Source organism: Bacillus sp. GM2, from assembly GCF_056155945.1.
The window spans coordinates 2667683-2686796 of record NZ_JBRKSZ010000007.1; the positions used below are offsets into that span (position 1 = coordinate 2667683).

General features: G+C 39.9%; 38 protein-coding genes and 1 tRNA gene. 5 read left to right on the forward strand and 34 right to left on the reverse strand.

Annotated elements, in window-relative coordinates:
- Window positions 1-8 precede the first annotated feature (8 nt).
- The 27 genes from ACVC9U_RS14595 to ACVC9U_RS14725 all read right to left on the reverse strand — a co-directional run bounded on the left by ACVC9U_RS14595 (window position 9) and on the right by ACVC9U_RS14725 (window position 12168).
- Window positions 9-1718 (reverse strand): terminase large subunit, encoded by a 1710-nt coding sequence (locus ACVC9U_RS14595; RefSeq protein ID WP_043054221.1) that lies wholly within the window; start codon window positions 1716-1718, stop codon window positions 9-11.
- Window positions 1715-2230: a phage terminase small subunit P27 family gene (locus ACVC9U_RS14600; protein ID WP_043054220.1), complete on the reverse strand. Its 516-nt coding sequence runs from the start codon at window positions 2228-2230 to the stop codon at window positions 1715-1717. Before ACVC9U_RS14600 ends, ACVC9U_RS14595 begins: the two co-directional genes overlap by 4 nt.
- Window positions 2231-2460: 230 nt before the next feature.
- Window positions 2461-2835, reverse strand: coding sequence for an HNH endonuclease (locus ACVC9U_RS14605; RefSeq protein ID WP_043054219.1), 375 nt, complete (start codon window positions 2833-2835; stop codon window positions 2461-2463).
- A gap of 26 nt (window positions 2836-2861) precedes the next feature.
- Window positions 2862-3170, reverse strand: coding sequence for a hypothetical protein (locus ACVC9U_RS14610; RefSeq protein ID WP_080624192.1), 309 nt, complete (start codon window positions 3168-3170; stop codon window positions 2862-2864).
- A 75-nt stretch (window positions 3171-3245) separates the two neighbouring features.
- Window positions 3246-3914: a hypothetical protein gene (locus ACVC9U_RS14615; RefSeq protein WP_043054218.1), complete on the reverse strand. Its 669-nt coding sequence runs from the start codon at window positions 3912-3914 to the stop codon at window positions 3246-3248.
- A 253-nt stretch (window positions 3915-4167) separates the two neighbouring features.
- Entirely contained in the window at window positions 4168-4392 is a 225-nt protein-coding gene (gene cotD / locus ACVC9U_RS14620; RefSeq protein ID WP_075213432.1) for a spore coat protein CotD, read from the reverse strand.
- A gap of 407 nt (window positions 4393-4799) precedes the next feature.
- Entirely contained in the window at window positions 4800-4991 is a 192-nt protein-coding gene (locus ACVC9U_RS14625; RefSeq protein ID WP_043054217.1) for a hypothetical protein, read from the reverse strand.
- A 233-nt stretch (window positions 4992-5224) separates the two neighbouring features.
- The gene (locus tag ACVC9U_RS14630) at window positions 5225-5767 is read right to left on the reverse strand and encodes a site-specific integrase (RefSeq protein ID WP_043054216.1); all 543 of its coding nucleotides are present in this window, start codon (window positions 5765-5767) and stop codon (window positions 5225-5227) included.
- Window positions 5767-6207 (reverse strand): ArpU family phage packaging/lysis transcriptional regulator, encoded by a 441-nt coding sequence (locus ACVC9U_RS14635; protein WP_043054215.1) that lies wholly within the window; start codon window positions 6205-6207, stop codon window positions 5767-5769. The genes ACVC9U_RS14630 and ACVC9U_RS14635 overlap by 1 nt, the downstream gene beginning before the upstream one ends.
- Window positions 6208-6222: 15 nt before the next feature.
- A complete protein-coding gene (locus ACVC9U_RS14640; RefSeq protein WP_095325395.1) occupies window positions 6223-6351 on the reverse strand; it encodes a hypothetical protein in 129 nt (42 codons plus the stop codon).
- A gap of 141 nt (window positions 6352-6492) precedes the next feature.
- Window positions 6493-6759 (reverse strand): hypothetical protein, encoded by a 267-nt coding sequence (locus tag ACVC9U_RS14645; RefSeq protein ID WP_043054214.1) that lies wholly within the window; start codon window positions 6757-6759, stop codon window positions 6493-6495.
- A 17-nt stretch (window positions 6760-6776) separates the two neighbouring features.
- Complete coding sequence (locus tag ACVC9U_RS14650) at window positions 6777-6911, reverse strand: hypothetical protein (protein ID WP_256220715.1); 135 nt, start codon at window positions 6909-6911, stop codon at window positions 6777-6779.
- A gap of 29 nt (window positions 6912-6940) precedes the next feature.
- Window positions 6941-7123 (reverse strand): hypothetical protein, encoded by a 183-nt coding sequence (locus ACVC9U_RS14655; protein WP_043054213.1) that lies wholly within the window; start codon window positions 7121-7123, stop codon window positions 6941-6943.
- Window positions 7120-7332 (reverse strand): hypothetical protein, encoded by a 213-nt coding sequence (locus ACVC9U_RS14660; RefSeq protein WP_043054212.1) that lies wholly within the window; start codon window positions 7330-7332, stop codon window positions 7120-7122. The genes ACVC9U_RS14655 and ACVC9U_RS14660 overlap by 4 nt, the downstream gene beginning before the upstream one ends.
- A 31-nt stretch (window positions 7333-7363) precedes the next feature.
- Window positions 7364-7675 (reverse strand): hypothetical protein, encoded by a 312-nt coding sequence (locus tag ACVC9U_RS14665; protein ID WP_043054211.1) that lies wholly within the window; start codon window positions 7673-7675, stop codon window positions 7364-7366.
- Window positions 7676-7714: 39 nt separating this feature from the next.
- A complete protein-coding gene (locus ACVC9U_RS14670; protein ID WP_043054210.1) occupies window positions 7715-7963 on the reverse strand; it encodes a hypothetical protein in 249 nt (82 codons plus the stop codon).
- Window positions 7960-8274 carry a hypothetical protein gene (locus ACVC9U_RS14675; RefSeq protein WP_043054209.1) on the reverse strand — a complete coding sequence of 105 codons (315 nt, stop codon included), beginning with the start codon at window positions 8272-8274 and terminating at the stop codon, window positions 7960-7962. The genes ACVC9U_RS14670 and ACVC9U_RS14675 overlap by 4 nt, the downstream gene beginning before the upstream one ends.
- A gap of 40 nt (window positions 8275-8314) precedes the next feature.
- A complete protein-coding gene (locus tag ACVC9U_RS14680; protein WP_155392280.1) occupies window positions 8315-8452 on the reverse strand; it encodes a hypothetical protein in 138 nt (45 codons plus the stop codon).
- A gap of 211 nt (window positions 8453-8663) precedes the next feature.
- The gene (locus ACVC9U_RS14685; protein WP_043054207.1) at window positions 8664-8897 is read right to left on the reverse strand and encodes a hypothetical protein; all 234 of its coding nucleotides are present in this window, start codon (window positions 8895-8897) and stop codon (window positions 8664-8666) included.
- 35 nt (window positions 8898-8932) lie between these two features.
- Complete coding sequence (locus ACVC9U_RS14690; protein WP_043054206.1) at window positions 8933-9133, reverse strand: XtrA/YqaO family protein; 201 nt, start codon at window positions 9131-9133, stop codon at window positions 8933-8935.
- Window positions 9134-9204: 71 nt separating this feature from the next.
- Entirely contained in the window at window positions 9205-9354 is a 150-nt protein-coding gene (locus ACVC9U_RS14695) for a BH0509 family protein (protein ID WP_113742868.1), read from the reverse strand.
- A 104-nt stretch (window positions 9355-9458) separates the two neighbouring features.
- Window positions 9459-10001 carry a hypothetical protein gene (locus tag ACVC9U_RS14700; RefSeq protein ID WP_043054564.1) on the reverse strand — a complete coding sequence of 181 codons (543 nt, stop codon included), beginning with the start codon at window positions 9999-10001 and terminating at the stop codon, window positions 9459-9461.
- Window positions 10002-10003: 2 nt separating this feature from the next.
- Window positions 10004-10162, reverse strand: a complete 159-nt coding sequence (locus ACVC9U_RS14705) for a DUF6906 family protein (protein WP_161513247.1) — start codon at window positions 10160-10162, stop codon at window positions 10004-10006.
- Window positions 10159-10317 carry a hypothetical protein gene (locus tag ACVC9U_RS14710; protein WP_441391210.1) on the reverse strand — a complete coding sequence of 53 codons (159 nt, stop codon included), beginning with the start codon at window positions 10315-10317 and terminating at the stop codon, window positions 10159-10161. The genes ACVC9U_RS14705 and ACVC9U_RS14710 overlap by 4 nt, the downstream gene beginning before the upstream one ends.
- On the reverse strand, window positions 10307-11155 hold the full coding sequence (locus ACVC9U_RS14715; RefSeq protein ID WP_043054205.1) for an ATP-binding protein: 849 nt from the start codon (window positions 11153-11155) through the stop codon (window positions 10307-10309). Before ACVC9U_RS14715 ends, ACVC9U_RS14710 begins: the two co-directional genes overlap by 11 nt.
- Complete coding sequence (locus tag ACVC9U_RS14720) at window positions 11115-11957, reverse strand: phage replisome organizer N-terminal domain-containing protein (protein WP_043054204.1); 843 nt, start codon at window positions 11955-11957, stop codon at window positions 11115-11117. The genes ACVC9U_RS14715 and ACVC9U_RS14720 overlap by 41 nt, the downstream gene beginning before the upstream one ends.
- Window positions 11950-12168, reverse strand: coding sequence for a hypothetical protein (locus ACVC9U_RS14725; RefSeq protein WP_043054203.1), 219 nt, complete (start codon window positions 12166-12168; stop codon window positions 11950-11952). Before ACVC9U_RS14725 ends, ACVC9U_RS14720 begins: the two co-directional genes overlap by 8 nt.
- A 57-nt stretch (window positions 12169-12225) precedes the next feature.
- Between ACVC9U_RS14725 and ACVC9U_RS14730 the strand changes: the two genes are divergently transcribed.
- Window positions 12226-12777, forward strand: coding sequence for a hypothetical protein (locus tag ACVC9U_RS14730; protein WP_043054202.1), 552 nt, complete (start codon window positions 12226-12228; stop codon window positions 12775-12777).
- A 195-nt stretch (window positions 12778-12972) separates the two neighbouring features.
- Here ACVC9U_RS14730 and ACVC9U_RS14735 read toward each other — a convergent pair whose 3' ends face one another.
- From ACVC9U_RS14735 to ACVC9U_RS14745, 3 genes are read right to left on the reverse strand one after another with little or no spacing between them, the layout of a single operon-like run.
- Entirely contained in the window at window positions 12973-13674 is a 702-nt protein-coding gene (locus ACVC9U_RS14735; protein ID WP_043054201.1) for a Rha family transcriptional regulator, read from the reverse strand.
- 18 nt (window positions 13675-13692) lie between these two features.
- A complete protein-coding gene (locus tag ACVC9U_RS14740; RefSeq protein WP_043054200.1) occupies window positions 13693-14013 on the reverse strand; it encodes a DUF771 domain-containing protein in 321 nt (106 codons plus the stop codon).
- A 16-nt stretch (window positions 14014-14029) separates the two neighbouring features.
- Window positions 14030-14281 carry a helix-turn-helix domain-containing protein gene (locus tag ACVC9U_RS14745; protein WP_052500258.1) on the reverse strand — a complete coding sequence of 84 codons (252 nt, stop codon included), beginning with the start codon at window positions 14279-14281 and terminating at the stop codon, window positions 14030-14032.
- A gap of 168 nt (window positions 14282-14449) precedes the next feature.
- Here ACVC9U_RS14745 and ACVC9U_RS14750 point away from each other — a divergent pair, with 168 nt between their 5' ends.
- Genes ACVC9U_RS14750 through ACVC9U_RS14760 form a run of 3 tightly spaced genes read left to right on the forward strand, consistent with a single transcriptional unit; the run spans window position 14450 to window position 16374 of the window.
- Window positions 14450-14791: a helix-turn-helix domain-containing protein gene (locus ACVC9U_RS14750; protein ID WP_043054199.1), complete on the forward strand. Its 342-nt coding sequence runs from the start codon at window positions 14450-14452 to the stop codon at window positions 14789-14791.
- Window positions 14792-14794: 3 nt separating this feature from the next.
- The gene (locus ACVC9U_RS14755) at window positions 14795-15241 is read left to right on the forward strand and encodes an ImmA/IrrE family metallo-endopeptidase (RefSeq protein ID WP_043054198.1); all 447 of its coding nucleotides are present in this window, start codon (window positions 14795-14797) and stop codon (window positions 15239-15241) included.
- Between the two features lie 14 nt (window positions 15242-15255).
- Window positions 15256-16374 (forward strand): tyrosine-type recombinase/integrase, encoded by a 1119-nt coding sequence (locus ACVC9U_RS14760; RefSeq protein WP_043054197.1) that lies wholly within the window; start codon window positions 15256-15258, stop codon window positions 16372-16374.
- 160 nt (window positions 16375-16534) lie between these two features.
- On the opposite strand, the gene ACVC9U_RS14765 is transcribed toward ACVC9U_RS14760, so the two are convergent.
- From ACVC9U_RS14765 to ACVC9U_RS14775, 3 genes are all read right to left on the reverse strand, one after another.
- Window positions 16535-16616, reverse strand: a tRNA-Leu gene (locus ACVC9U_RS14765).
- Window positions 16617-16923: 307 nt separating this feature from the next.
- Window positions 16924-17253: a YolD-like family protein gene (locus ACVC9U_RS14770; protein ID WP_144573397.1), complete on the reverse strand. Its 330-nt coding sequence runs from the start codon at window positions 17251-17253 to the stop codon at window positions 16924-16926.
- Between the two features lie 72 nt (window positions 17254-17325).
- Complete coding sequence (locus ACVC9U_RS14775) at window positions 17326-18108, reverse strand: helix-turn-helix domain-containing protein (RefSeq protein ID WP_441391211.1); 783 nt, start codon at window positions 18106-18108, stop codon at window positions 17326-17328.
- Window positions 18109-18238: 130 nt separating this feature from the next.
- Here ACVC9U_RS14775 and ACVC9U_RS14780 point away from each other — a divergent pair, with 130 nt between their 5' ends.
- Window positions 18239-18442: a helix-turn-helix domain-containing protein gene (locus ACVC9U_RS14780; protein ID WP_011197927.1), complete on the forward strand. Its 204-nt coding sequence runs from the start codon at window positions 18239-18241 to the stop codon at window positions 18440-18442.
- A 51-nt stretch (window positions 18443-18493) separates the two neighbouring features.
- Here ACVC9U_RS14780 and ACVC9U_RS14785 read toward each other — a convergent pair whose 3' ends face one another.
- A complete protein-coding gene (locus ACVC9U_RS14785; RefSeq protein WP_011197926.1) occupies window positions 18494-19048 on the reverse strand; it encodes a hypothetical protein in 555 nt (184 codons plus the stop codon).
- Window positions 19049-19114: the final 66 nt, after the last annotated feature.

Below are 19114 nucleotides of genomic sequence, written 5' to 3' on the forward strand. Positions count from 1 at the left end.
CCCACCCCCTACAGGCTGAACGATCCGGATTGTATATAAGCGTTTAAGTCAACGGCCGTATCAATTTGAGATGCCCGCACGTGTGCATTGATAAGCGCAGCCGCCGGGTCAATCCGTTGTGTTGACTTTGACTTGTCCAGCATTATGTTTTCTTGGGCATCTACTTTTGTAACGGCATTCCCCATGGCCCATGTCAGCAGATCATTTTTATTGTGAATGATCTTTTTCGCTTTTACTTTTTCACGGAAGTCTTTCGTTGGTTCAGATAATGTGGCAACACCCTGCCGAATTTCAATCATGACATATCCGTCCGCCTCCATCTGTTGGGCAAATTGAGTAGCATTATACGGATCGTAACCAATTTCTTTGATTCGCCACCCTTTCTCTTTCTCCATTTTTTTAATGTAGGTTCTGATATAGTCATAATCGACAACAGCGCCATCGGTGACGGTTAACCAATTCTTTTTCCTCCACAAATCATAAGGTACATTATCTGTCTTCATGCGCTCATAAAATGTATCTTCTGGCATAAAACCGTGACTCTCTACAGCAAAGCTCCCGTTATCCAACGGAAAAATAAAGGATACAGCTGTCAGGTCAATTCGTTTTGATAAGTCAATCCCAACATAACACTCGCGGCCGGTTAGATTAGGGAATTGATCAGATCCGCAATCTTTCCAGGCCTGCATATCCATATAGCCGTTTTCGCGCATATTGACCCAGATATTCATATTTTTAGTGAGGAAATTACGCATTTTTTCAGGAACCGCGAGAGCTACTTCAAGCTCGCCGCGCAAATACTCTAACCCGTGTTCATTAGCAGCCACAATAGGGTTTGCTTTTATCCAGTTACGCTCATCCTTGATGTCATCGCCCTTATCCAGTTCATTGATCATCACAAAATACTGTTCATTGGTTTCTACTTTGTTTGGGTCTAAAATCCGAGAGACGTAATCATATTCCACCCGGTAAGCTGGATTGTTTAACTCAAAGCCAGCAGTCGTGATAATAATCATCAATGGCTGGTTTCTTGCTCCCATTCCAGAAGCAAGGACGTCATAAATTTCGGATGTTTTATGCGCGTGATATTCGTCAATAATGCCACATTGAGGGTTGAAACCGTCCCCTGTTTTACCAGCATCCTTAGATAAAGCTTTGATAATTGAATTTGTTTTTGGGTGCTCAATGGTACTGTATGCAATCCTGTATTTTTGCTCCGGTTTGTTTAAAAGTTCGCACCCTTCTATCTGGGCTTTTATCTCCTTCCAACATATTTGAGCCTGTTCAGTTTTTGTGGCTCCAATGTATACCTCTGACATGTTTTCACCGCTTGCCATAGCCTCATATGAAGCGACACAGGCCAAACTCTGAGTTTTTGCATTTTTACGGCCAACCTGCCAATACACTTTCCTGAAACGGCGGAATCCCGTATCTTTGTGAACCCATCCGTAAACATTACCGAAAATAAAAATCTGTATTGGTTCAGGTACAATATTTTGTCCTTGTAACGGCCCCTTGGTATGTTTAAATTGAGTCATCCAAAAGAGAAAACGTCGAGCCTTCTCGTCATCGAATACGTAGGGAAATTCTCTTGTCCCTTCCCTTTTGATGTCTTTTAAGAATCGCTCACAAGCCCAAATATGCTTTTGACACGCAACAATCTCGCCCGATACCACATCGCGCGAGTAGTCAATCATAAACTGTTTAATTGTATTCATACATTATTGAACTCCTTTTCCGCTGCTGTTTTTTCGCGTTCTTCTTGGGTCTTGGTAATCGCGAGCTTGGCACGTGCAGACGGTGTGAGTCCGAAATCATTAGCAGCCGATTTCATTTGATCATAGAAGTTTTTCTGCCGTTTCAGGAGGGGATGTTCTTCTCCAATCAACTTGACCGGCTCCCCGTTTTCACCTTGACCCTCTGTATGAATCATGATGCCGTCTTCTTCAATAATTTTGGTAATAGAGATGTACTGAGAATAGGCGTTACAATAGGCGGCTAACATGCTGATATCCGCCTCCGTCATAATTTCCACCTCAGATAATAAAGCAGCAATCCGCTTAAATTCTTTTTTAGCCACCTTATCCAGCCAGGTAGGCGGTTTGATATTTTCAGAGCGCATTTTCAACTTTTTTTCATGTTTGGCCCTGGCTGCAAGCTCTTTCGTATTCTTTTTATTTGGATTGCCCTGTATTAATTGAAGGGCTGCGGATTTTGCAGGTCTCGGCATGTTTTCTCACCTCATTTCTTTAAAAGAATTGCAATTTTGTGCTTGTTTTTTCTCAGTCTCATGCTATGATGAAAGCAACAACAAAACCAGTCATATCAAGCCCTCTCGGCGAATTTGCCGGGAGGGTTCTTTTTGTTTTCGGGAACTTTGAAAAGCGGTGTTTGTTTGCAGAAGAGGGGGCGCCGTTCCCGCGGCGGTTGCTTTCCAAAGATTTTCATAGGGGGGTATCCCTACTTGATCGGCTCACTCCGGTTGCCGTGAACCTTGTTATGGCAAGCATTGCAAAGACTTTCGAGATTAGAAAGGTCTAAACGCTTGGACCAGTCCTGTTTTACTTCCACAATATGATGGACCATGTCGGCCGGCGTGAATCGATGTTCTCTCAAGCATCGCTGGCAAAGACGATTGTCTCGAAGCAAAACAAGTTCTCTTGTTCGTTTCCATTCAGTTGATTTATAAAAACTTGTTATTGTTTTGTTTCTTGAATGTTTGTTGTAATGTTTCGTTTCCTCCTGCTTGACGTGCTTATGGTCAGGGCAGTAGCCCTCTCGGGTAAGAGCCTTACACCCGTGGGCCTTACACTCCCTTAATGGCTTAGGCGGCATTATAATCCTCCTTCAGTGCCAAACACTTATTGGTTCAGCTCTTCATTTGCTTGCTCTACTAAAGGCTGCATAAGTAGACCTATACGCTCTTTTAAATTGAAATACTCTGTCAAAAGGCGCTCGGATTTCTTTAGCCTCTTGGCTTTCGCATATTGGTTCTTTACACCTCTAATACGCTTTTGTAGGACTCTAATTTGTGGGGTAGTCACAGAAAACACGGCCCTATGCTGGCAGGCGGGGCATTGAACATACCCAATTTCAACGCCATTCTCCCTTTTCTCCTCCCGCAATAAAACCCCGTGAACCTCGCCGCAATGCTCGCATTTTGATTCCATCTGATTCATCTCCTGAAAATAAAAAAGTCCCACTGATAATTACGGGGGACTTTTAAATAGTTTATTTTTAACATTTCATGTATTTTGGCTTTTCTTTTCCAATTGTTCTAATTGCTCTAAAATTTTTTCATCATTTAATGCTTCAAGCAATTGACGATGTTTTTTTCCTTTCGAATCTATATAAGTATTTCCTTGTTTAACAGCTCGTCTAATCGAATATTTCATTTTAATAAATTTAAAAGGATTTAAAAAAGGGTTAATAGGTCGAACAGGTTTATCAAATTCTATGAGATGTTGATTGTTAATTTTTTTATTCGATTTCAGCTTTACATAGTAATATCCACCAGAAAAATCTTGTGAAATTATAAAACCAGATAATTCTCTCAAATTTACCTTCGCTGTATTAAAGATAATACGTATTACTCTCTCTTCATCAGTTGCAATTGTAACCTCAGGTTTTGATAAAAAACTAGTTGTTTTAAACAAACCTTCTTTAAATTCAAGAACCAAAAAAGTCTTCACAGCTATACCTTTTCCGTAATTCTTAATATTGCATTCAAAAATTGGGTCTTTACCTCTTGACCAGATATGTTTTATTTTTTTCACTACAATTCTTGGTGTGTTAGTAGCAAGATATGTTTTTCTTGCATATAACACCGTACAAAGTGAAAGTAAAACCAAAGCAAAGTTTTTAGATTCACTAAGAATGAAGTTTTTTACCTCACCTAGAATAGATTCAAACAAAACACCAATAAACCTCCCTTCTTTTTTGCAACACGTTATTATCAAGGAAAATGATAGAACACATTACGAATTTTGTCGAACAATTAAAAATATATTCTTTCTAAACCGGACCCACACTCAGAGGCTCTCATTAGCCGCCAATCGTTTATTCTGAGATTTACTGGACCCGGTTTACAGAGAACATAAAAAAGCACCCTTCATTTGGGTGCTATATATGATGCACTGTAAACTATACAGACATTGTTTAATCCCACTAGTTACAACATGGTTTACCACAATGAGTATGAGAGTGTGTAACAGGATCGTAACTAGAATAAGTGTGTGGATATTGATGCACATGCTGGAAATGCTTATGATGCACATTTGTTATATGCTGCGGATGAATATGCGGCACAATTGTTTTTGAAAAAGTATGAGTTTGACAACAATTAGTCGGGTGTACAATTGGCGACATCACATTTGGTTTGCAATGAAACATGACTAAGCTCCCCTTTCATTCATTTATCATATTCATTATCAAACTATGATAAACAGTGTATACATGTACCATTACAATCACCCATATTTGTCCGATCACGTACTATCCACAGCCTAAAACCAAAAAAAGTATCCTCAAAATTTTTTTAAGGATACTTAAACTGAAAGGAGAGAAGTAAATATATTTATTATTATGATTTCGATCCATATTTGCAGCTTGTCTATTCGAATTCATTCAAAAAAACAAGAAGCATCCTTCAGGATACCTCTTGAAAAAAGGGGTAATTCTCGATGTATTTTATTTTATGCAATAAATCACAAAAAATAAACTTGTCTACTCGCTTAATACCATAATACTCGATCTAAACAAAAACAGAGTGCCAACGTTGCGCCAAAATTGTGCCAAAATCATTTTGCTGTCATGCCTCTGCTTTGTCTCCTCTGCAAATTCTCTTTTAATTCGCCCCATGTCAAATTCATGACCTGATGATCAGCAAGTTTCAATTCCTTTTTTAAACCTGAATAAAGCTTGTACTGGCTGCCTGAAAGCTGAATTTTTCTAATAGAATCCATTTCTTTTTCAGTTAAGAAGTCAGACATATTTGATTGGCTCCTTTGTTTTTTTCTACATTATACCATGCAAAAGTTTTTATTTATCCACATTATCCACGAATTAACCATATCTTATATTGTGTCCAATTCACATAATCGCTGAACCCTTTGTCCTGCATAGTTTTAAGCCATTTTGTCAAAATGAGTTGGACACTTTCTCGTTATGGTTAGTTCGTTAAAATAGGTAGAAAAAGACTCATCCGTTTTGAAGACAGATGAGCTTATAAGCTGAATGCGTCCATTGTTTGATCCATTGTGTCTTGAGTGATCCCGATATATCGAAGCGTGACGTCAGGGCTGGAATGGTTGAATATCTCTTGCAGCAGAGCCACATCTTTAAATTTTTTATAATGCCAGTAACCAAACGTTTTCCTCATGGTGTGGGTACCGATACCATCAAGCCCGACGTATTCCGCCGCCTCTTTCAATATGTTGTATGCCGTGCTTCTGCTGATTGGTTTGTTAAGCCCTTCACGGCTCTTAAACAAAAATTCCTGGTCATCCTTGTCTTTAATGTAATCAGCCAGGGCTTTTTTTAGGGCCTTATTTATTTTGATCCGTTTCTGCTTGCCGGTTTTCTTCTCGCGTAAATCGATGTACATTCGTTTGGCGTCGCGGACTCTTAAACGAAGTAAATCGGATATACGCAAGCCTGAGTTTATACCGGTGACGAAAAGCAGATAGTTTCTTTCACTCCGTTCTCTCAGGAATTTCTTTATATAATAAATCTGGTCCATATCCCGGATAGGCTGCACAAAATTCATTATGAAGCACTTCCCTTCACATACACTTCTTCTTTCAATGCAAAAGCCAGATTGTAAAAAGCGCGCGATTTTATCCGGAAGTATGTGCGCGGGCTTAACCCGATTTCGTTGTAAACCTCATAATCAAAACGGTGATCCTGTGACATATACCTCATGATGATGATCTGCCGTTCATTGGCCGGCAATCGATTCACAGCCTTTTGAATTTTTAAAAGAAAGGCATGTCGTTCCTGTTCCATTTCAATTCTTTTGATGGCCGTATCCTCGGTAGATGAATGAAACGCGTTTGTATTTGACGGCGGGACGAGATTAAATCCTGCCGTAACCTTTGGCAGCAGATCATCCGGGACTTGCAAGAGAACCACCCTGTAATTGTCCAGTATGGCTTCAATTTTCTTTTTCGTCGCTTCTCTATCGATTTCGGGTAATTGAAACAGCATAGTTTATTCCTCCTTTTATTTTCGCTTATAAGCGCCGCCTTTGCCTCGTTTAAGAATCTGCTTGTTTTGCCCCATAATCTCTCGCCAAAAACGCTCAGAGTACTCCTGCGCTTTTTCACGGAGTTTTCTTTTAGTAGGTTTCATGTCTATTTCTCCTTTCGCTAGACTGCAGCCGGGACAAATAAAAAACGGACACCAAACCAACAGCGTAAAAGCTGTAAGTTCAGTGTCCGCAGGTATTCCATCTAGGACATATTCAGTTATTTTTCTTCCCAACTGCTATAATCATGCCAAAGCCCCGTCAATTATTAGCCAATCATTTTCTCTTTTGTTAAAGTCTCTCACAAGCTTGTCGACACTTAGTTCAGGCTTATTTTTTAAAGCTAAATCCCCAACGCATCCAAGCGCATATTGTCGACTGACTTCTTTGATGCTATCTTTTAATGTTCCATCATCATCGGCGACCACTTCAACATATACCTCCAACGCCTTCTTCTCCTCCTCTGCCGCAAGCAACGCGTAATATGGTTCATGGATTTCATAGTATTTCATCGTTTATTCCCCTTTCTTTATTTCCGTCCGCCGACGGTTTTCATCAAATTGTCTTGCAGCCAGAACATGAGGTATAATCTGCCGTTCTCCCCATACTTTCGATCAAAAATATCAATGGCTTGCTGCAAAACAGCCTTGTAATCCTGTTTCATAGCGTTTCCCCCTTCCTGGCGCCGACCAATCATATTTTTTCGGTTGCAAAATAAAACACACTATAAAAATCAACTTTAAAAGGCTTTTTGCAACTTTCGCATTTCATTTCAAACTCTCCGGCCTCATCGCCAACCTCTAAATAATCGTGAATGTTTAATATTTTCCATTTGCAGTGAGGGCATTCTATTACATCTGCCATGTGGTTAATCATTCCGCCGTCTCCCCCCTCTGCTCTTCCCTTATGTGGTAAACAACTTCCCCTGCTTCTTGTTTAACGACTTCTTCCGCATGGCGGAAAGTCCAGGTATCCCTAAGAGACTTCGCATAATCAGAATCACTAAAGTTGATCAGATCAAGTAACTTGATAAGAGCATTTCTTGATTTATTTTGAAGTCCGTCTTCTGTGAATTTTTTAAGCATGTATATCTCCTTCCCGGCTCCGGCCGCTGTTTTAATTAGTGATTGGCTCATACACCATATTCAGTATTTCGTTATACCAATATTCGTTATCAAAATCTGTTGATAAATGAGTTGCTACTGGTTCTTCTGATAACGGTTCATATACAAAGAAGTGCCCGTTTGTTGTGTTATAAGCAATTTGTCTAGGCATGCCGTCATTACTTTCGACTTGACCATACATATCTCTTAAATAAATCCAATCGCTTCCCGTTTTATCAAACTTTTCTGTATCGACTACCCATCCTTGCATTTTTGCCTTTAATACAACATCATCTAGTTTTTTATTACCACCGAATTTTTTCATCCTTCATTCTCCTTGCGGCGCCCGTCGCGCCTATAAATTTTAATTTATCAACTGCGGCAGGATAACAATTGCAAAGAACAGCCCGACAACCCCAAGCATCGGCAGCAGGAAGGGCTGTTTCGGTACATAGGCAACGTTGCCCTTAATCGCCAGCCCTTCAGTGCGCTCTATAATTGATCTCACGTAATCCGGGTGAAGTTCGTACTTCTCTGCCAGCTCTTCAATGGTCATCATATTGTCCCGCTGTGCCTTGATTGTGTGAAGAAAAGTAGATTGCAAAAGTGTCATTCCGCCGCCTCCCATTTATTCCGCTCTTTCATGACGTTGTATTGCGCTTCGGTCAGGTCGATATGAACAGACTCATAATGTTCTTTGATGTCCATAGCATCTACCCAATCTAAAAACTGCAGCATATGAAAAAAGCTATCTACGTCATCATCTGTCGGCCTTTCTTTGTCTTTTCTCACCAAACATAAGGCGTCCTCTATGTTTGTAACGTCCAAGTTTTCATCTGACCAGTCGCCGCAATCTGGCCCATCACACAAATACCTTTTTTCTTTGCCTTTCGCTTTAAATGCTATCACTGGAATTGTTTTCATTATTTGATTTCCTCCTTTTTGACAATCTCAAGTAGATAAATTATCTCGGGTTCGCCCGTATTACGTTCTGAACGGCCTTTTTACCTCTCTCGTAGTCTCGTTTTGCTGCTTCTTCATCTTTGTAAAACTCCATTTCGTTCCAGACTGTGTCGAATACTGCATATTTAAAGCCGCTCATCCCTATACCTCCTGAATGGATTTTTTGATAGATCGCAACGCTTGATCTGCGATTTTTTTGACGTCCACTTTCCGGTAACAATCCCTTTCGTCGGTATCGCACAACGGAATTTTTATATTCATGTTTGCTTGCTCATAGGTTTTATAAGTCCCTGTTTTTCGGTTACACATAGCACATGGCTTTCTGTCCGTTGAAGAAGTATGCCATACTTTCATTTCGCATCACCGCTCGTCTGTTCCCAATGGATGACAACATCGTTTGAATAAATCCGTAAGAAATCCCCTGAATCAAAGCGGACCTCAAAACCGCCCTCGTTATGTGAAAAAGTATTCCGATTATCTACAATATTTGTGACAGTCGCCATCCTTGTGAAGCCTGGCGGCTTATATTTTTGACCAAGCATATAAGTTTCAGAATTAAAGGTTATTGACTTTGCTTTAAACATTCCGTTCCTCCTCCGCAGGGGAAAGCCCCTGCAAATTAATTGAATTTGTGTGATGATTCAAGATTAATCCGTGAAAATTCACCTTTAAATGTTTCGATGATCGTTCTGCCGTGTTCCGGGGCCTGTGCTTCATAAGCCTTTCCATTTAGGCCATCTAAAACAATGACAGTGACCTTCCCGTCTTGAATTTTGCTTAATAAATCTTGTTTGTCTTTGATTTCTTTAGGACTGTTCACCAGCCGCACCCCCGTGTTAAAATAAAAATGTCGAGTTTTTATTTCCGGGGCTTTTAATAGCTCTGGTTTTTTTATGCAAAGATTTCATCCGTCTGCCTGAGCATGGCCAGGTTATAAAGCTTTTCAATTTCTTCATCACTTTTGCTTTTAAGCGACTCCTTCCCGTATCTTTCAATCAAATTGATCCATTCGATTTTTTCCATTCGCTCTTGTTCTGTCATAAAGATTTCACCTCTTTAAAAGATTTTTCAAAGCGGCATTTTTGTAACGCTTTGGACAATGTTCAAACCTGATAATCACTAAAAGCTGCTGTAAGGATGCTTTTTCAAACGATAATCTTGAACCGCCTTTTTTCTTGTTCAGATGCTTCCTCACCTAAAAGTCCCCCATTTCGTGGCTGAATCATTCCCTTGTTTCCCTGATCAATGACGAGAAATAATAATTCTTCTATTTCTCTTTTGAAGGATTTTGCGATTTTGATAATGGACTGACCCCGATTCCACAAATCTTTAAACTTATAAAGCTCCTGCTCATACCAAATAAAATTATTTTCAAGGAACGGGATATAAACAGGGCTTTCACAGAATAGCTGTCTTACTCCGTTCTTTTTAGTAGTCATCCTTTGGGGACCGATCCATATTCTCGGATTCGCGGCTATACCGTAAGGCCTGTGAGGCAGAATCCTTCTTTTTGCAAGGTCCACAATCAGAATCAAAAGCTCGTCCGGTTTTCTTCTCAGAAGATCGGCAGCGTCATATAACGATTTGCCGTCATACCAGTAATCTATCAATTTACAAAGCTGGACATATGACCATTCATAATTCAAGTTATCCAGGGCAATTTCTAAACGATCAGTGCGGACAGCCATTTTCACGCCCAACACTCCCGCACGGTCCCGGTATGACGGTGAACAACTACTAATCTTTTTTCATGCTGTAGATTCTTTGATATAAGCCAGTTCTCAGGGTTTAAACCGTTCTTTTTGATGATTTTCTTTTGCGCGCGTGTTGGCCGCTTTCCGTGTTTCATGCTTTATCCCTCCGTACATTTGACCAATAGGCCAGTAGATTTTCGAACTTTGTTTCAAGCTCCTTCAATCCTTGTTTAAGTTCCTCTGGTGTTTTGTTGGTTTCAAGATGCCCCCACACCCCAGGCATGATCGGTTTTAATTCCTTACCATCCACTTGTCGCCACCTCCAAACGATTATCTGGTCCTTGAATTTTAATGACTTTGGCGCCGGTTAAAGAGCGTGAAACAATTCGCCCGCCGTGCTGCCCATACTTATTTTTTAAATCCTGGCTGTTGTAGTTGGTTGTGATGATCGTCGGCGCGTGTTCCCGTGATTCCACAATAGACAGCATCAGATCAGCACCCCAGGATTCCTCGCCGCCTTTGTCCTTTTTGACATACTCCGCGCCCAAATCATCAATGACGAGAAAATCCGCTTTTTCAATGTTTTGCAAAATGCCTTCCTCTGTTTCTTTTGATCGTTCGCCGTAAGCGTTTCGTATCCGGCGCAGCAGCATTTTCGTATTGATGAATGCCACCTTTTTACCGAGAGATTTTATATGCATGGCAGCGCTGTGGGCTAAATGGCTTTTGCCGACTCCGTAAGACCCCTGTAGCATGAGAGAATCAAAGCCCTCCCATTGTCCAAAATTCTCCGCATACCATTTGATTTTAGAAAAGGCGGCAATTTGTGATTCCGTAGCAGTTTTTAAAGGGTAATTTTCGAATGTTTTATCTCTTGTGTCCGGCGGGATTAGACTGTTATTCCAGAAGAAAGCTTCCGCCTCGGATTGCCGCTTGAACTCATTCATTTCTTTTTCAAGCCCTTTGTTATCACAGGTCAAACAATGGCTGATTTCTTTTTCTCCCTTGCGGTAAATAGGAACTTCAGTCCCGCAATCAGGGCATATGCGCGTGCCGATCTTCTCGGGAATAAAATGAGCCAGGCTTTTAAACTTAGGGCTAATCGTTTTAAAAGAGGCCCGAGTATTGGTCTTCTGTTCTTGGATCAATGCGGCTTCCCCCTTTTGGCTTTTGATTACGATAGTTCTCAAACTTAGTACCGAACAGCGTTTCAGGTCTTAAATACTTGTCCAGATCAGTACCGCGCCATTCTTCGCATTTGACTAGAATGACATGTTTGAAATCATCAAATCTAAAACCTTCGTTCCATCGCGCCTTTATTAAGGTCTTGGTTTTTGGTGTAGTATGACGGTACTTTGTTCCAGCGACTTTGTTTAAAAGGTCAATGATTAGTTTGTAAGGAATTTCATCGGTATCTTTTTTAGAAGCTGCATCGTCGGGCTTGCCGGACAATATATTATTTTCTTTATCTATATCTTTATCTAATTCTTTATCTATATCTGTACCGTCACGTGACGTCACGCTAACGTCACTTTCGTTTTGTGGAGAAGAAAGCTGCAATTGCTTTTTTCTTTCTCTGTATCTCTTGTTTCGTTCGGCGTTGAGTTTTCGCACCCGGTCCATGCCTTCGACATTTTGATGCTTTTCCCAGTTCAAAATACTAATGAAATTGTGTTCATCTATCTCAATCATGCCGAACCGCTGAAATGTCTGTAAGGCCATTCTTACGATCGGTAACGGCCGATTGAAAATCGTCGCCAGCATTTCATCCGTATACGGGATATTTTGACTCAGGTAGATATAGCCTGAGGCATTCGTTTTACCGGCCTGTGCCAGCAACTTGACCCATATAATTAAAATGGTGTCGGCCTCCGGCATCTGCTCGATCAGTTTAATTTTCTCGTCTTCAAACATCTGGGTACTTAGCTTAATCCACTTAACCTCAGCCATTTGCTTTCAGCCCTTCCGACTTAGTCAAAGGCCAAACTGATTTTTTTCCGTTCACGATCACAGAGCCGAAAACATTGTTTTTGCATTCACCTTTAATGATTGCTCCGCCCTGCTGTTTTAGTTTGTTCAAAGCCTGATTGTGTGTCTTGACAGATTCACTGATTACAGCATGAATTTGGTTATGTAGCCATACATAGCTGACAAAAAACATGCTTGTCCCTCCTTTTTGGTATAATGTTCCTATCATCTAAGATAGGAGTGTATTCATTTGGAGATCTCAACAATTCTTTCAATATTTGCAGTAGTCATTTCCTTATTTACATTGGCTGTTCACTTACTAAAATACTTCTCTACTTTTCCGAAACTAGAAATAAATGTGTTAGATGCTTTTTTATTTAAAGTCATCAAAGGTAACGACCGCTATGGGAAACCTTACAGATTAATACTTGAACTTAGTCTCGTGAATAAAAGTGAACAACCTATATCCATTTACGAATACCAATTTACCTCTTCAGAATTTGAGAACCCTGTCTTTTACAAAGGACATCATAGACCGGGAGAAAAATATATTATTTCTCAAATTGGTGATGAAGAAGCATCAATTGAAATAGCTGAGTTTAAAAATTTAAAACCACCTGTAAATTTGAGCCCTTACTCTTCTGAATATGGACTAATAATCTTTTTAACCATTCCTTACTTGAGTAATACAACGAACGAAATTGATGGAGAATTAACAATTAAAACATCAAGAAAAGACTATACAATTCCTGTAAAAGCGAGAAGAAGCGATTTTATAAAAGCGACAGAATTAATGCTGTAACAGACAGAATGACACAAATGATGCTAAGGATTATTCCAATTAAATGAAATTTTCTATCGTTCATAGGATCACCTCCGAACTTTTTCAACCTCTGTTGCAGCAGAGGTTGAGTTATTTTGTTTTCCATTTTATTACCTCCCATGAGTGTCCAGTTTTATCGACTTCCTTTCCCCGCCTTTGGGGAATCCGCGGCACTTATGCCGATTGACTTCCGTTAAAAATCGGTCTCCATCCTTCAATGAAGCTCATCGCTTCTTCAAAGTCTTTTTGCAGAATGTTCGGATAGGCATTGACTCTGTACGCATCTTTTAGGTTCTTCCATAATGCTGCATAAACTCTTCTGGTCGTTTCATAGAATGTTTTGTCGACCTTATTTTCATTCCAGAGCTTATGCACACGTTTGTTCACTGCGTTCCTCATAGCTTGCTGCTGAGAGTAATCGAGCGTTAATTTTTTATCAAGATCATGCCGAAGTTGCTTTATGTCTTCTTTCATTTCGCCAACATCTTCGTTGAGCTGGATGGTTAGTTTCATATTAGCGATAATGCTTTCTTTTGCGTTCATCGCTTTTGGTTGCTGCTGTTTCTGGATGTATTCTTTCATCCTCTTAAATTCTTGAATGAATTTAATTTTGGTTTGAACAGCTTCTTTCGTGTTGTAACCGAACACAACCAATGTGAATGCCTCTTCGGTTAGGTCATATTTTGGATATTGTTTACCACGTACTTCATAATTTGACGGCGCAAAATTGCGCTGTGAAAACTCTTCACCTGCATAGTCCATTTGAATACGGATATCTCTCAAAACGTCTTTATGCTGTTTATCAAACGTTTCAGCGATTATCAAACTGTCTGTGACAGCAATATTTTCTTTATTGAAAACTAATTGGTTTTCCATTGGTAAGACCTCCAATTTTCACTTGTTAAAAATATCAGCAAAGTGCTTATCTAAGAAGTCAGCCATCTTCGTTGCTTGAAAGCTCCATGTTTGCCCTTTGCATTTTGGATAAAATACAAACCCGCCATTTTCAGTATCAAGCAGCCTACGGAAACGGCTTGGATACAAGATATTTTCTTTTATCCACTCGCTCTTTTTTGCTATCTTCTCTTCCAAGTCTTTCATGCTCCAGTAAACGCCCTTTAGTTCATTCGCTTTTAATTCCTCCAATTCCACTTTATGAACAAGAACCATATTTTCCGGAACTGGAATACTCAAGCTAACATTGAGTTGTTGCACTTTGATTCCTCCCTTATCAAAGTTTATAAGGTTTCTTTTTAGAAACCCCAGGATATAAAAAATAATCATCTGCACTAATATTGAAATTTCTACACAATACTCTTAATTCGTCTAAAGAGAAATCTCCACCCGTTCCATTTAAATTCTGATTTAATGCAGATACTGATTTACCTAGCATTTCAGCCACTTCTCTTTGATGGATATTGTTTTCAACAAGGAAAGCTTTGAACTTAGAATACGGCGTGTGTCTACGTTTGATGTCTTTCACAGCTTTTCACCTTCTTTTTGTGGTTTCGTTTTTGAAACTTAACTTCAGTATAGCACCTTAGGTTTCAAAGTCAATAACATTTTGTTAGAAATTCATAAAAAAGTTGCGAAATAGAAACCAATAGGTTAGAATTTAGTCATATCTAAAATATAATCGGAGGAAAAAAAGATGGGTAAAGGAATAGGAAAAAAAATAAGAGAGCTGAGAGATAAGGAAAAACTTTCGCAATCCGAACTAGCCGAAAGAATGAACAAAAAATTTAAAACTAATTTAAATAAAGGGATGATTTCAAAATGGGAAAACGAGTTAGGTGACCCTAGCCTTGAATCTGCTCGTTACCTTGCTTTATTTTTTAATGTTTCTCTTGATTATTTAATTGGTCATGAAGTTAAACAAGAACCTATCACAATTGCAGCACACCATGATGATGAAGATTGGACAGAGGAAGAACTTAAGGACATAGAAAAATTTAAAGCCTATGTAAGATCAATTAGAAATAAGGAGAAGTGATTAATGTACGAGGCTCTTCTTAATGAATGCAACAGAGAGAGAATCATTGTAGAAGAAAAATTTATAAAAGGGTCAATAAAGGGCCTCTATTCAAATAATGTGATATGGATTAACAAAAGGCTAAGAAATCAGGCTGAAAAAAGCTGTATTTTAGCTGAAGAACTAGGACACCACCATACTACCTTCGGAGACATATTGGATCAATCTGATCTTCCCAAGAAAAAACAAGAATTAAGGGCACGCTGGTGGGCTTATGAACGGCTTGTTCCCCTAAATAAAATAGTACAAGCACAAAGAGAAGGAATAACAAACCGGTTTGAACTTGCTGAATATCTTGGGGTTACAGAGGATTTTCTTCAAAATGCTCTTGAGCGTTATAAAGAGAAGTATGGAATTTACACTTTCGTTAATGGATACCGCTTATTTTTTGACCCCCTTCGTGTTGGATAAGGAGAGAAAGTTTTATGGCAAGTTTCCAAAAGAGAGGAAAGACATGGCAGTATTGTGTAAGTGCAAAACCGAAACCAATCCGTAAAGGCGGATTTGCAACAAAAAAAGAAGCTATGATAGCTGCTGCTGAGGTTGAGGCTAAATTAAGCAAAGGCGACAATTCCACTGTTAAAAAAGCAATTCCATTTGATGAATACTTTGAAAAATGGGTAAATCTCTATAGATCACACTTAAAAGGTCCTACGCTATCACATTACGGCTACACCCTACAAGAAATTAGAGACTATTTCGGGAGTAAGCCGATACAGGAAATAAAGCGGCATGATTATCAGGAATTTTTGAATAATTATGGATCGACAAAAGGACAAGAAAGCGTTGAAAAACTACATTCGCACATTAAAGCCTGTGTTGAGGATGCCATTGAAGAAGGCATTATAAAAATAAACTTTACACGAAAAGCTGTAAAGACATGGACTGTCCCAGCCAAAAAAGATGAAGAAAAATATTTGAATTATTCAGATTCAATAAGACTAACCAGGGAATTATATAAAAGATTAGACAGCGGCCTGGGCTATTACCTTTTATTATTAGGATTAACCTCAGGCCTTCGCTTCGGGGAGTTGGTCGGCCTCACAAGAAAAGATTTTAATTTTTTTAATAACACAATTACTGTCAATAAGACATGGGGCTATGCGAAAAGGCATCAATCAGGATTCGGACCAACTAAGAATGAACAATCAAACCGAGTAATAAAAATGGACAAGCATACAATGATGGCTTTTCGCAATTTATTCGAAAAAACGCCAAACAATATCCATGGACTCGTTTTTTACAGTCCCTCATCAAAATATAAAATCATCAGCAATACAAATGTAAATAAGCTACTTAAAAAAGTTTTAACTGAATTGAATATTCAACCGATTACAGTTCATGGATTAAGGCACACTCATGCAAGCGTGCTGCTTTATCGAAAGGTGTCAATTTATTATGTAAGTGCAAGGTTAGGACACGCTGATATAGAAACCACCTCAAGCACATATGCTCACTTAATTAAAGAGCTTCGGGAAAGAGATGAAAATGAGACTGTAAACATTTTTGAGGAAATGGCTATCGAGGAAGCTGAAATTGCATAGGAAATTGAGGAGGTGCTTGTGCAAAATTTGTGCAAAAAAGTTTCAAAACGTACCGTTTTCTATCCAGTTCTTATAAAACACAAAACGCCCATAAATGTTGATATATCAACGTTTATGAGCGTTTCGAAAAATCTTATCGGCTCTTAAAAAGAGCTAAGGATACCGGTGGTCGGGGTCGAACCGACACTCCCGAAGGAACACGATTTTGAGTCGTGCGCGTCTGCCAATTCCGCCACACCGGCATGTGTGTTGGGCGATCTGACCCTATACCGTTTCGTAAGATTCGGTGTATGTGCGTATGATTCGTTTGATATACGATTATCGCGCGCTATATTAAGCGCTATGTCAATCGTACGCACCCGGATCGTCACCGACGAATACTAATATATCACGGTATTTCGTAGGTGTCAATACGCACGACCAAATTTTTTGCGAAATATTAAATCCGCGCAATATCAACGTTCTGTCTCCGTTATAGGTGCGTTTTTAAGTTTCGCAAAATAAAAATCGTGCGTACTGATGCGCTTGTCGTCACAATTTGTGACGAGATCACACGTCCTCCAACGTCACCCAAACGATCTCCTTAAACGGAATGTCAACGCCATCAACCCGCAAGGCTCCGCCGATTGGGTCAACGGTTTCGATTACTCCGCACACCATTTCCGTCGTCCAATTCCGCCAGTAACGGATTTCGCAAGCCTGGCCGGTCCGGTATGCGTATTGTATTTTCGATTCAAAGTCCGACCACTGTTCCGGATCAATCGACGGCTTCCTCTCGTATGCGTGATCGATCTCGGATTTAAGCTTCCGGAGACTTGCGATATGTTCCGGCAAGAATATCGACGTCCACTTCATCGTTCCTCTATCGCGTAATGTCATTCGTGCTTCCTCCTTCGGTCCTATTCGTTATCTATGACGAAAGTATAACACGAACAAATGTTCTTACGCAATCTATTCCGCTTGGAGGAACGTTTCGAACTCCGCCAATAGCCCAACGTTTTTCACACGATTTTCACGGGCTTTTACCGTCCATGCGGCTTGTCGGAAGCTAGCGTATAGGTAGTCGTCAAAGCGTCTAATTTTCTGCTGTTTTCGTTTCAGAATCGCTGCATGCCACGCTTCAACGAATGGTTGCGGATGTTCTTCGAGTACTAGCGTTGGATCTACGCTTGCTTTAGCCCGCAATAAGATTCCGTAGTATTTATAAATTTCGTCTGCTTCGAAGTAGCGCGCCATTGCGGAGTAGATTTCGCTTGGTAACGCGTTTTTAAGACCGCAGGCCGGCACCGTATCTATTACGTGATTTTTTGAAAGATTAATAGAATGCGATGGTTCATTCGTAATTTTAGGCGATTCATCCGTTGGCTCCGTTGGCTTTTCGGCATCCCCACGCGTGGTCATTGTCGACTGGTCAACCGGAAGAATGACGATGATATTGGCGCCGTGGCCTCCGTTTATTTTCCGGGTTGTTGCGACCTTCTGGATGATCGAAAGTGATGCGAGTTTGTTGACGGCACGACGCGCTGTCTTGACGGACTTTCCGATCAGGTCCGCGAGTGTCTCCGCTTTGAGATGCGCTGCGCCGGCAAATTTGACTGCGTAACGAGCAATCGTCTTCAGCGTCAGCCGGTCCGTGTCATTTAATTCGTATGTATTGCGCTTGATGTGTTCGTAGACTGCCGCGTTGAGTTCGGCCGTCGAAGCGAACGTTTGGTGTTCCGCTAAATAATGCATAACGATTCCGCCTTCCGTAATTTACGTTTAACGTAATTATAATTACACTAAACGGAATTGTCAATTACGGTTTGCGTAATTTTTAACTTTATCGTATACTACGGATATAGAATGCGAAAGGGTGATGCCGATGCGTCTTCGTCTGAAAGAACTGCTCGAGGAGCACGGATATGAACAAAAAGAAATCGCAGAGGAATTGGAGTTATCAACTCGCGCTGTGAGTGAATTATGTTCGGGGAAAACCAAAAGGTACCCAAAAGAAACGCTTGAAAAAATAATTGATAAGTTTAATATCACAGATATGAATGAATTGTTTGAGGTTCACGAGGATTAAGAGTGTAGGAGGAAATAAAAAGCCCCACCCATTAAGGATGAGGTGATTTTGTTATTTTTTAAAAGCTTGATGCTCAAAGTAGCTGTCAGCTACGGTAGGAAAGTTTTTGTACTTGAATTTCTTCCAGTTAATTTCGTCGGCAGTTTCTCGCTCAAGTTGAATAGACAATACTTTTTGGAAAGTACTATTTCCTTTATCGTCTTCTAATGGAAACTTCCACGTTATTAGAACCCTTCCGACCGATTGATCTTCAAATATCCGAGGGAACAGTTTTTCTCCCTCTTTAAGCATGCTTTTCTTTATCATGTTTTTTGTAAGGTTATCATTTCCGTTTAATGTGATAAGTACGGTTTTAATCGGCTTATTATCTTTATTGACATCATCAAAAATTTCGAATGAGTCCAACTTATCGGTGTCTTCAATGCCTTTTTCTTTCAGCTCGTCTGCAACAAGAAGCTTTATATTCTTCTCTGTCGCTTCGAAAGTTTCTTCTTTTTTAGTATCAGCTATTTTCTCGTCTTCTGTGTTTTTAGAAGAATCGACTGAATTACAAGCTGTTAAAGCTAACAACGGGATTAACAGGAGCGATAACAGTATCTTCTTCATTTACTTTACCTCCAAAATAATTTACTAAAATTATACTCTATCGCCAAACCTAACCGCAAACCAGTT

Bases quoted from the DNA above. Each gene is read 5' to 3' on its own strand.
- ACVC9U_RS14640 (WP_095325395.1), bottom strand. From the start codon at position 6,351: ATGAAACCTACTAAAAGAAAACTCCGTGAAAAAGCGCAGGAGTACTCT.
- ACVC9U_RS14650 (WP_256220715.1), bottom strand. From the start codon at position 6,911: ATGAAACAGGATTACAAGGCTGTTTTGCAGCAAGCCATTGATATTTTT.
- ACVC9U_RS14700 (WP_043054564.1), bottom strand. From the start codon at position 10,001: ATGGCTGTCCGCACTGATCGTTTAGAAATTGCCCTGGATAACTTGAAT.
- ACVC9U_RS14785 (WP_011197926.1), bottom strand. From the start codon at position 19,048: ATGAAGAAGATACTGTTATCGCTCCTGTTAATCCCGTTGTTAGCTTTA.
- ACVC9U_RS14780 (WP_011197927.1), top strand. From the start codon at position 18,239: ATGCGTCTTCGTCTGAAAGAACTGCTCGAGGAGCACGGATATGAACAA.
- ACVC9U_RS14680 (WP_155392280.1), bottom strand. From the start codon at position 8,452: ATGAGCGGCTTTAAATATGCAGTATTCGACACAGTCTGGAACGAAATG.
- ACVC9U_RS14750 (WP_043054199.1), top strand. From the start codon at position 14,450: ATGGGTAAAGGAATAGGAAAAAAAATAAGAGAGCTGAGAGATAAGGAA.
- ACVC9U_RS14605 (WP_043054219.1), bottom strand. From the start codon at position 2,835: ATGCCGCCTAAGCCATTAAGGGAGTGTAAGGCCCACGGGTGTAAGGCT.
- ACVC9U_RS14725 (WP_043054203.1), bottom strand. From the start codon at position 12,168: ATGTTTTTTGTCAGCTATGTATGGCTACATAACCAAATTCATGCTGTA.
- ACVC9U_RS14600 (WP_043054220.1), bottom strand. From the start codon at position 2,230: ATGCCGAGACCTGCAAAATCCGCAGCCCTTCAATTAATACAGGGCAAT.
- ACVC9U_RS14720 (WP_043054204.1), bottom strand. From the start codon at position 11,957: ATGGCTGAGGTTAAGTGGATTAAGCTAAGTACCCAGATGTTTGAAGAC.
- ACVC9U_RS14625 (WP_043054217.1), bottom strand. From the start codon at position 4,991: ATGTCTGACTTCTTAACTGAAAAAGAAATGGATTCTATTAGAAAAATT.
- ACVC9U_RS14610 (WP_080624192.1), bottom strand. From the start codon at position 3,170: ATGGAATCAAAATGCGAGCATTGCGGCGAGGTTCACGGGGTTTTATTG.
- ACVC9U_RS14675 (WP_043054209.1), bottom strand. From the start codon at position 8,274: ATGAAAACAATTCCAGTGATAGCATTTAAAGCGAAAGGCAAAGAAAAA.
- cotD (WP_075213432.1), bottom strand. From the start codon at position 4,392: ATGTTTCATTGCAAACCAAATGTGATGTCGCCAATTGTACACCCGACT.
- ACVC9U_RS14595 (WP_043054221.1), bottom strand. From the start codon at position 1,718: ATGAATACAATTAAACAGTTTATGATTGACTACTCGCGCGATGTGGTA.
- ACVC9U_RS14775 (WP_441391211.1), bottom strand. From the start codon at position 18,108: ATGCATTATTTAGCGGAACACCAAACGTTCGCTTCGACGGCCGAACTC.
- ACVC9U_RS14770 (WP_144573397.1), bottom strand. From the start codon at position 17,253: ATGACATTACGCGATAGAGGAACGATGAAGTGGACGTCGATATTCTTG.
- ACVC9U_RS14635 (WP_043054215.1), bottom strand. From the start codon at position 6,207: ATGCTGTTTCAATTACCCGAAATCGATAGAGAAGCGACGAAAAAGAAA.
- ACVC9U_RS14670 (WP_043054210.1), bottom strand. From the start codon at position 7,963: ATGACACTTTTGCAATCTACTTTTCTTCACACAATCAAGGCACAGCGG.
- ACVC9U_RS14630 (WP_043054216.1), bottom strand. From the start codon at position 5,767: ATGAATTTTGTGCAGCCTATCCGGGATATGGACCAGATTTATTATATA.
- ACVC9U_RS14760 (WP_043054197.1), top strand. From the start codon at position 15,256: ATGGCAAGTTTCCAAAAGAGAGGAAAGACATGGCAGTATTGTGTAAGT.
- ACVC9U_RS14755 (WP_043054198.1), top strand. From the start codon at position 14,795: ATGTACGAGGCTCTTCTTAATGAATGCAACAGAGAGAGAATCATTGTA.
- ACVC9U_RS14705 (WP_161513247.1), bottom strand. From the start codon at position 10,162: ATGAAACACGGAAAGCGGCCAACACGCGCGCAAAAGAAAATCATCAAA.
- ACVC9U_RS14665 (WP_043054211.1), bottom strand. From the start codon at position 7,675: ATGAAAAAATTCGGTGGTAATAAAAAACTAGATGATGTTGTATTAAAG.
- ACVC9U_RS14685 (WP_043054207.1), bottom strand. From the start codon at position 8,897: ATGTTTAAAGCAAAGTCAATAACCTTTAATTCTGAAACTTATATGCTT.
- ACVC9U_RS14645 (WP_043054214.1), bottom strand. From the start codon at position 6,759: ATGAAATACTATGAAATCCATGAACCATATTACGCGTTGCTTGCGGCA.
- ACVC9U_RS14695 (WP_113742868.1), bottom strand. From the start codon at position 9,354: ATGACAGAACAAGAGCGAATGGAAAAAATCGAATGGATCAATTTGATT.
- ACVC9U_RS14660 (WP_043054212.1), bottom strand. From the start codon at position 7,332: ATGCTTAAAAAATTCACAGAAGACGGACTTCAAAATAAATCAAGAAAT.
- ACVC9U_RS14735 (WP_043054201.1), bottom strand. From the start codon at position 13,674: ATGGAAAACCAATTAGTTTTCAATAAAGAAAATATTGCTGTCACAGAC.
- ACVC9U_RS14655 (WP_043054213.1), bottom strand. From the start codon at position 7,123: ATGATTAACCACATGGCAGATGTAATAGAATGCCCTCACTGCAAATGG.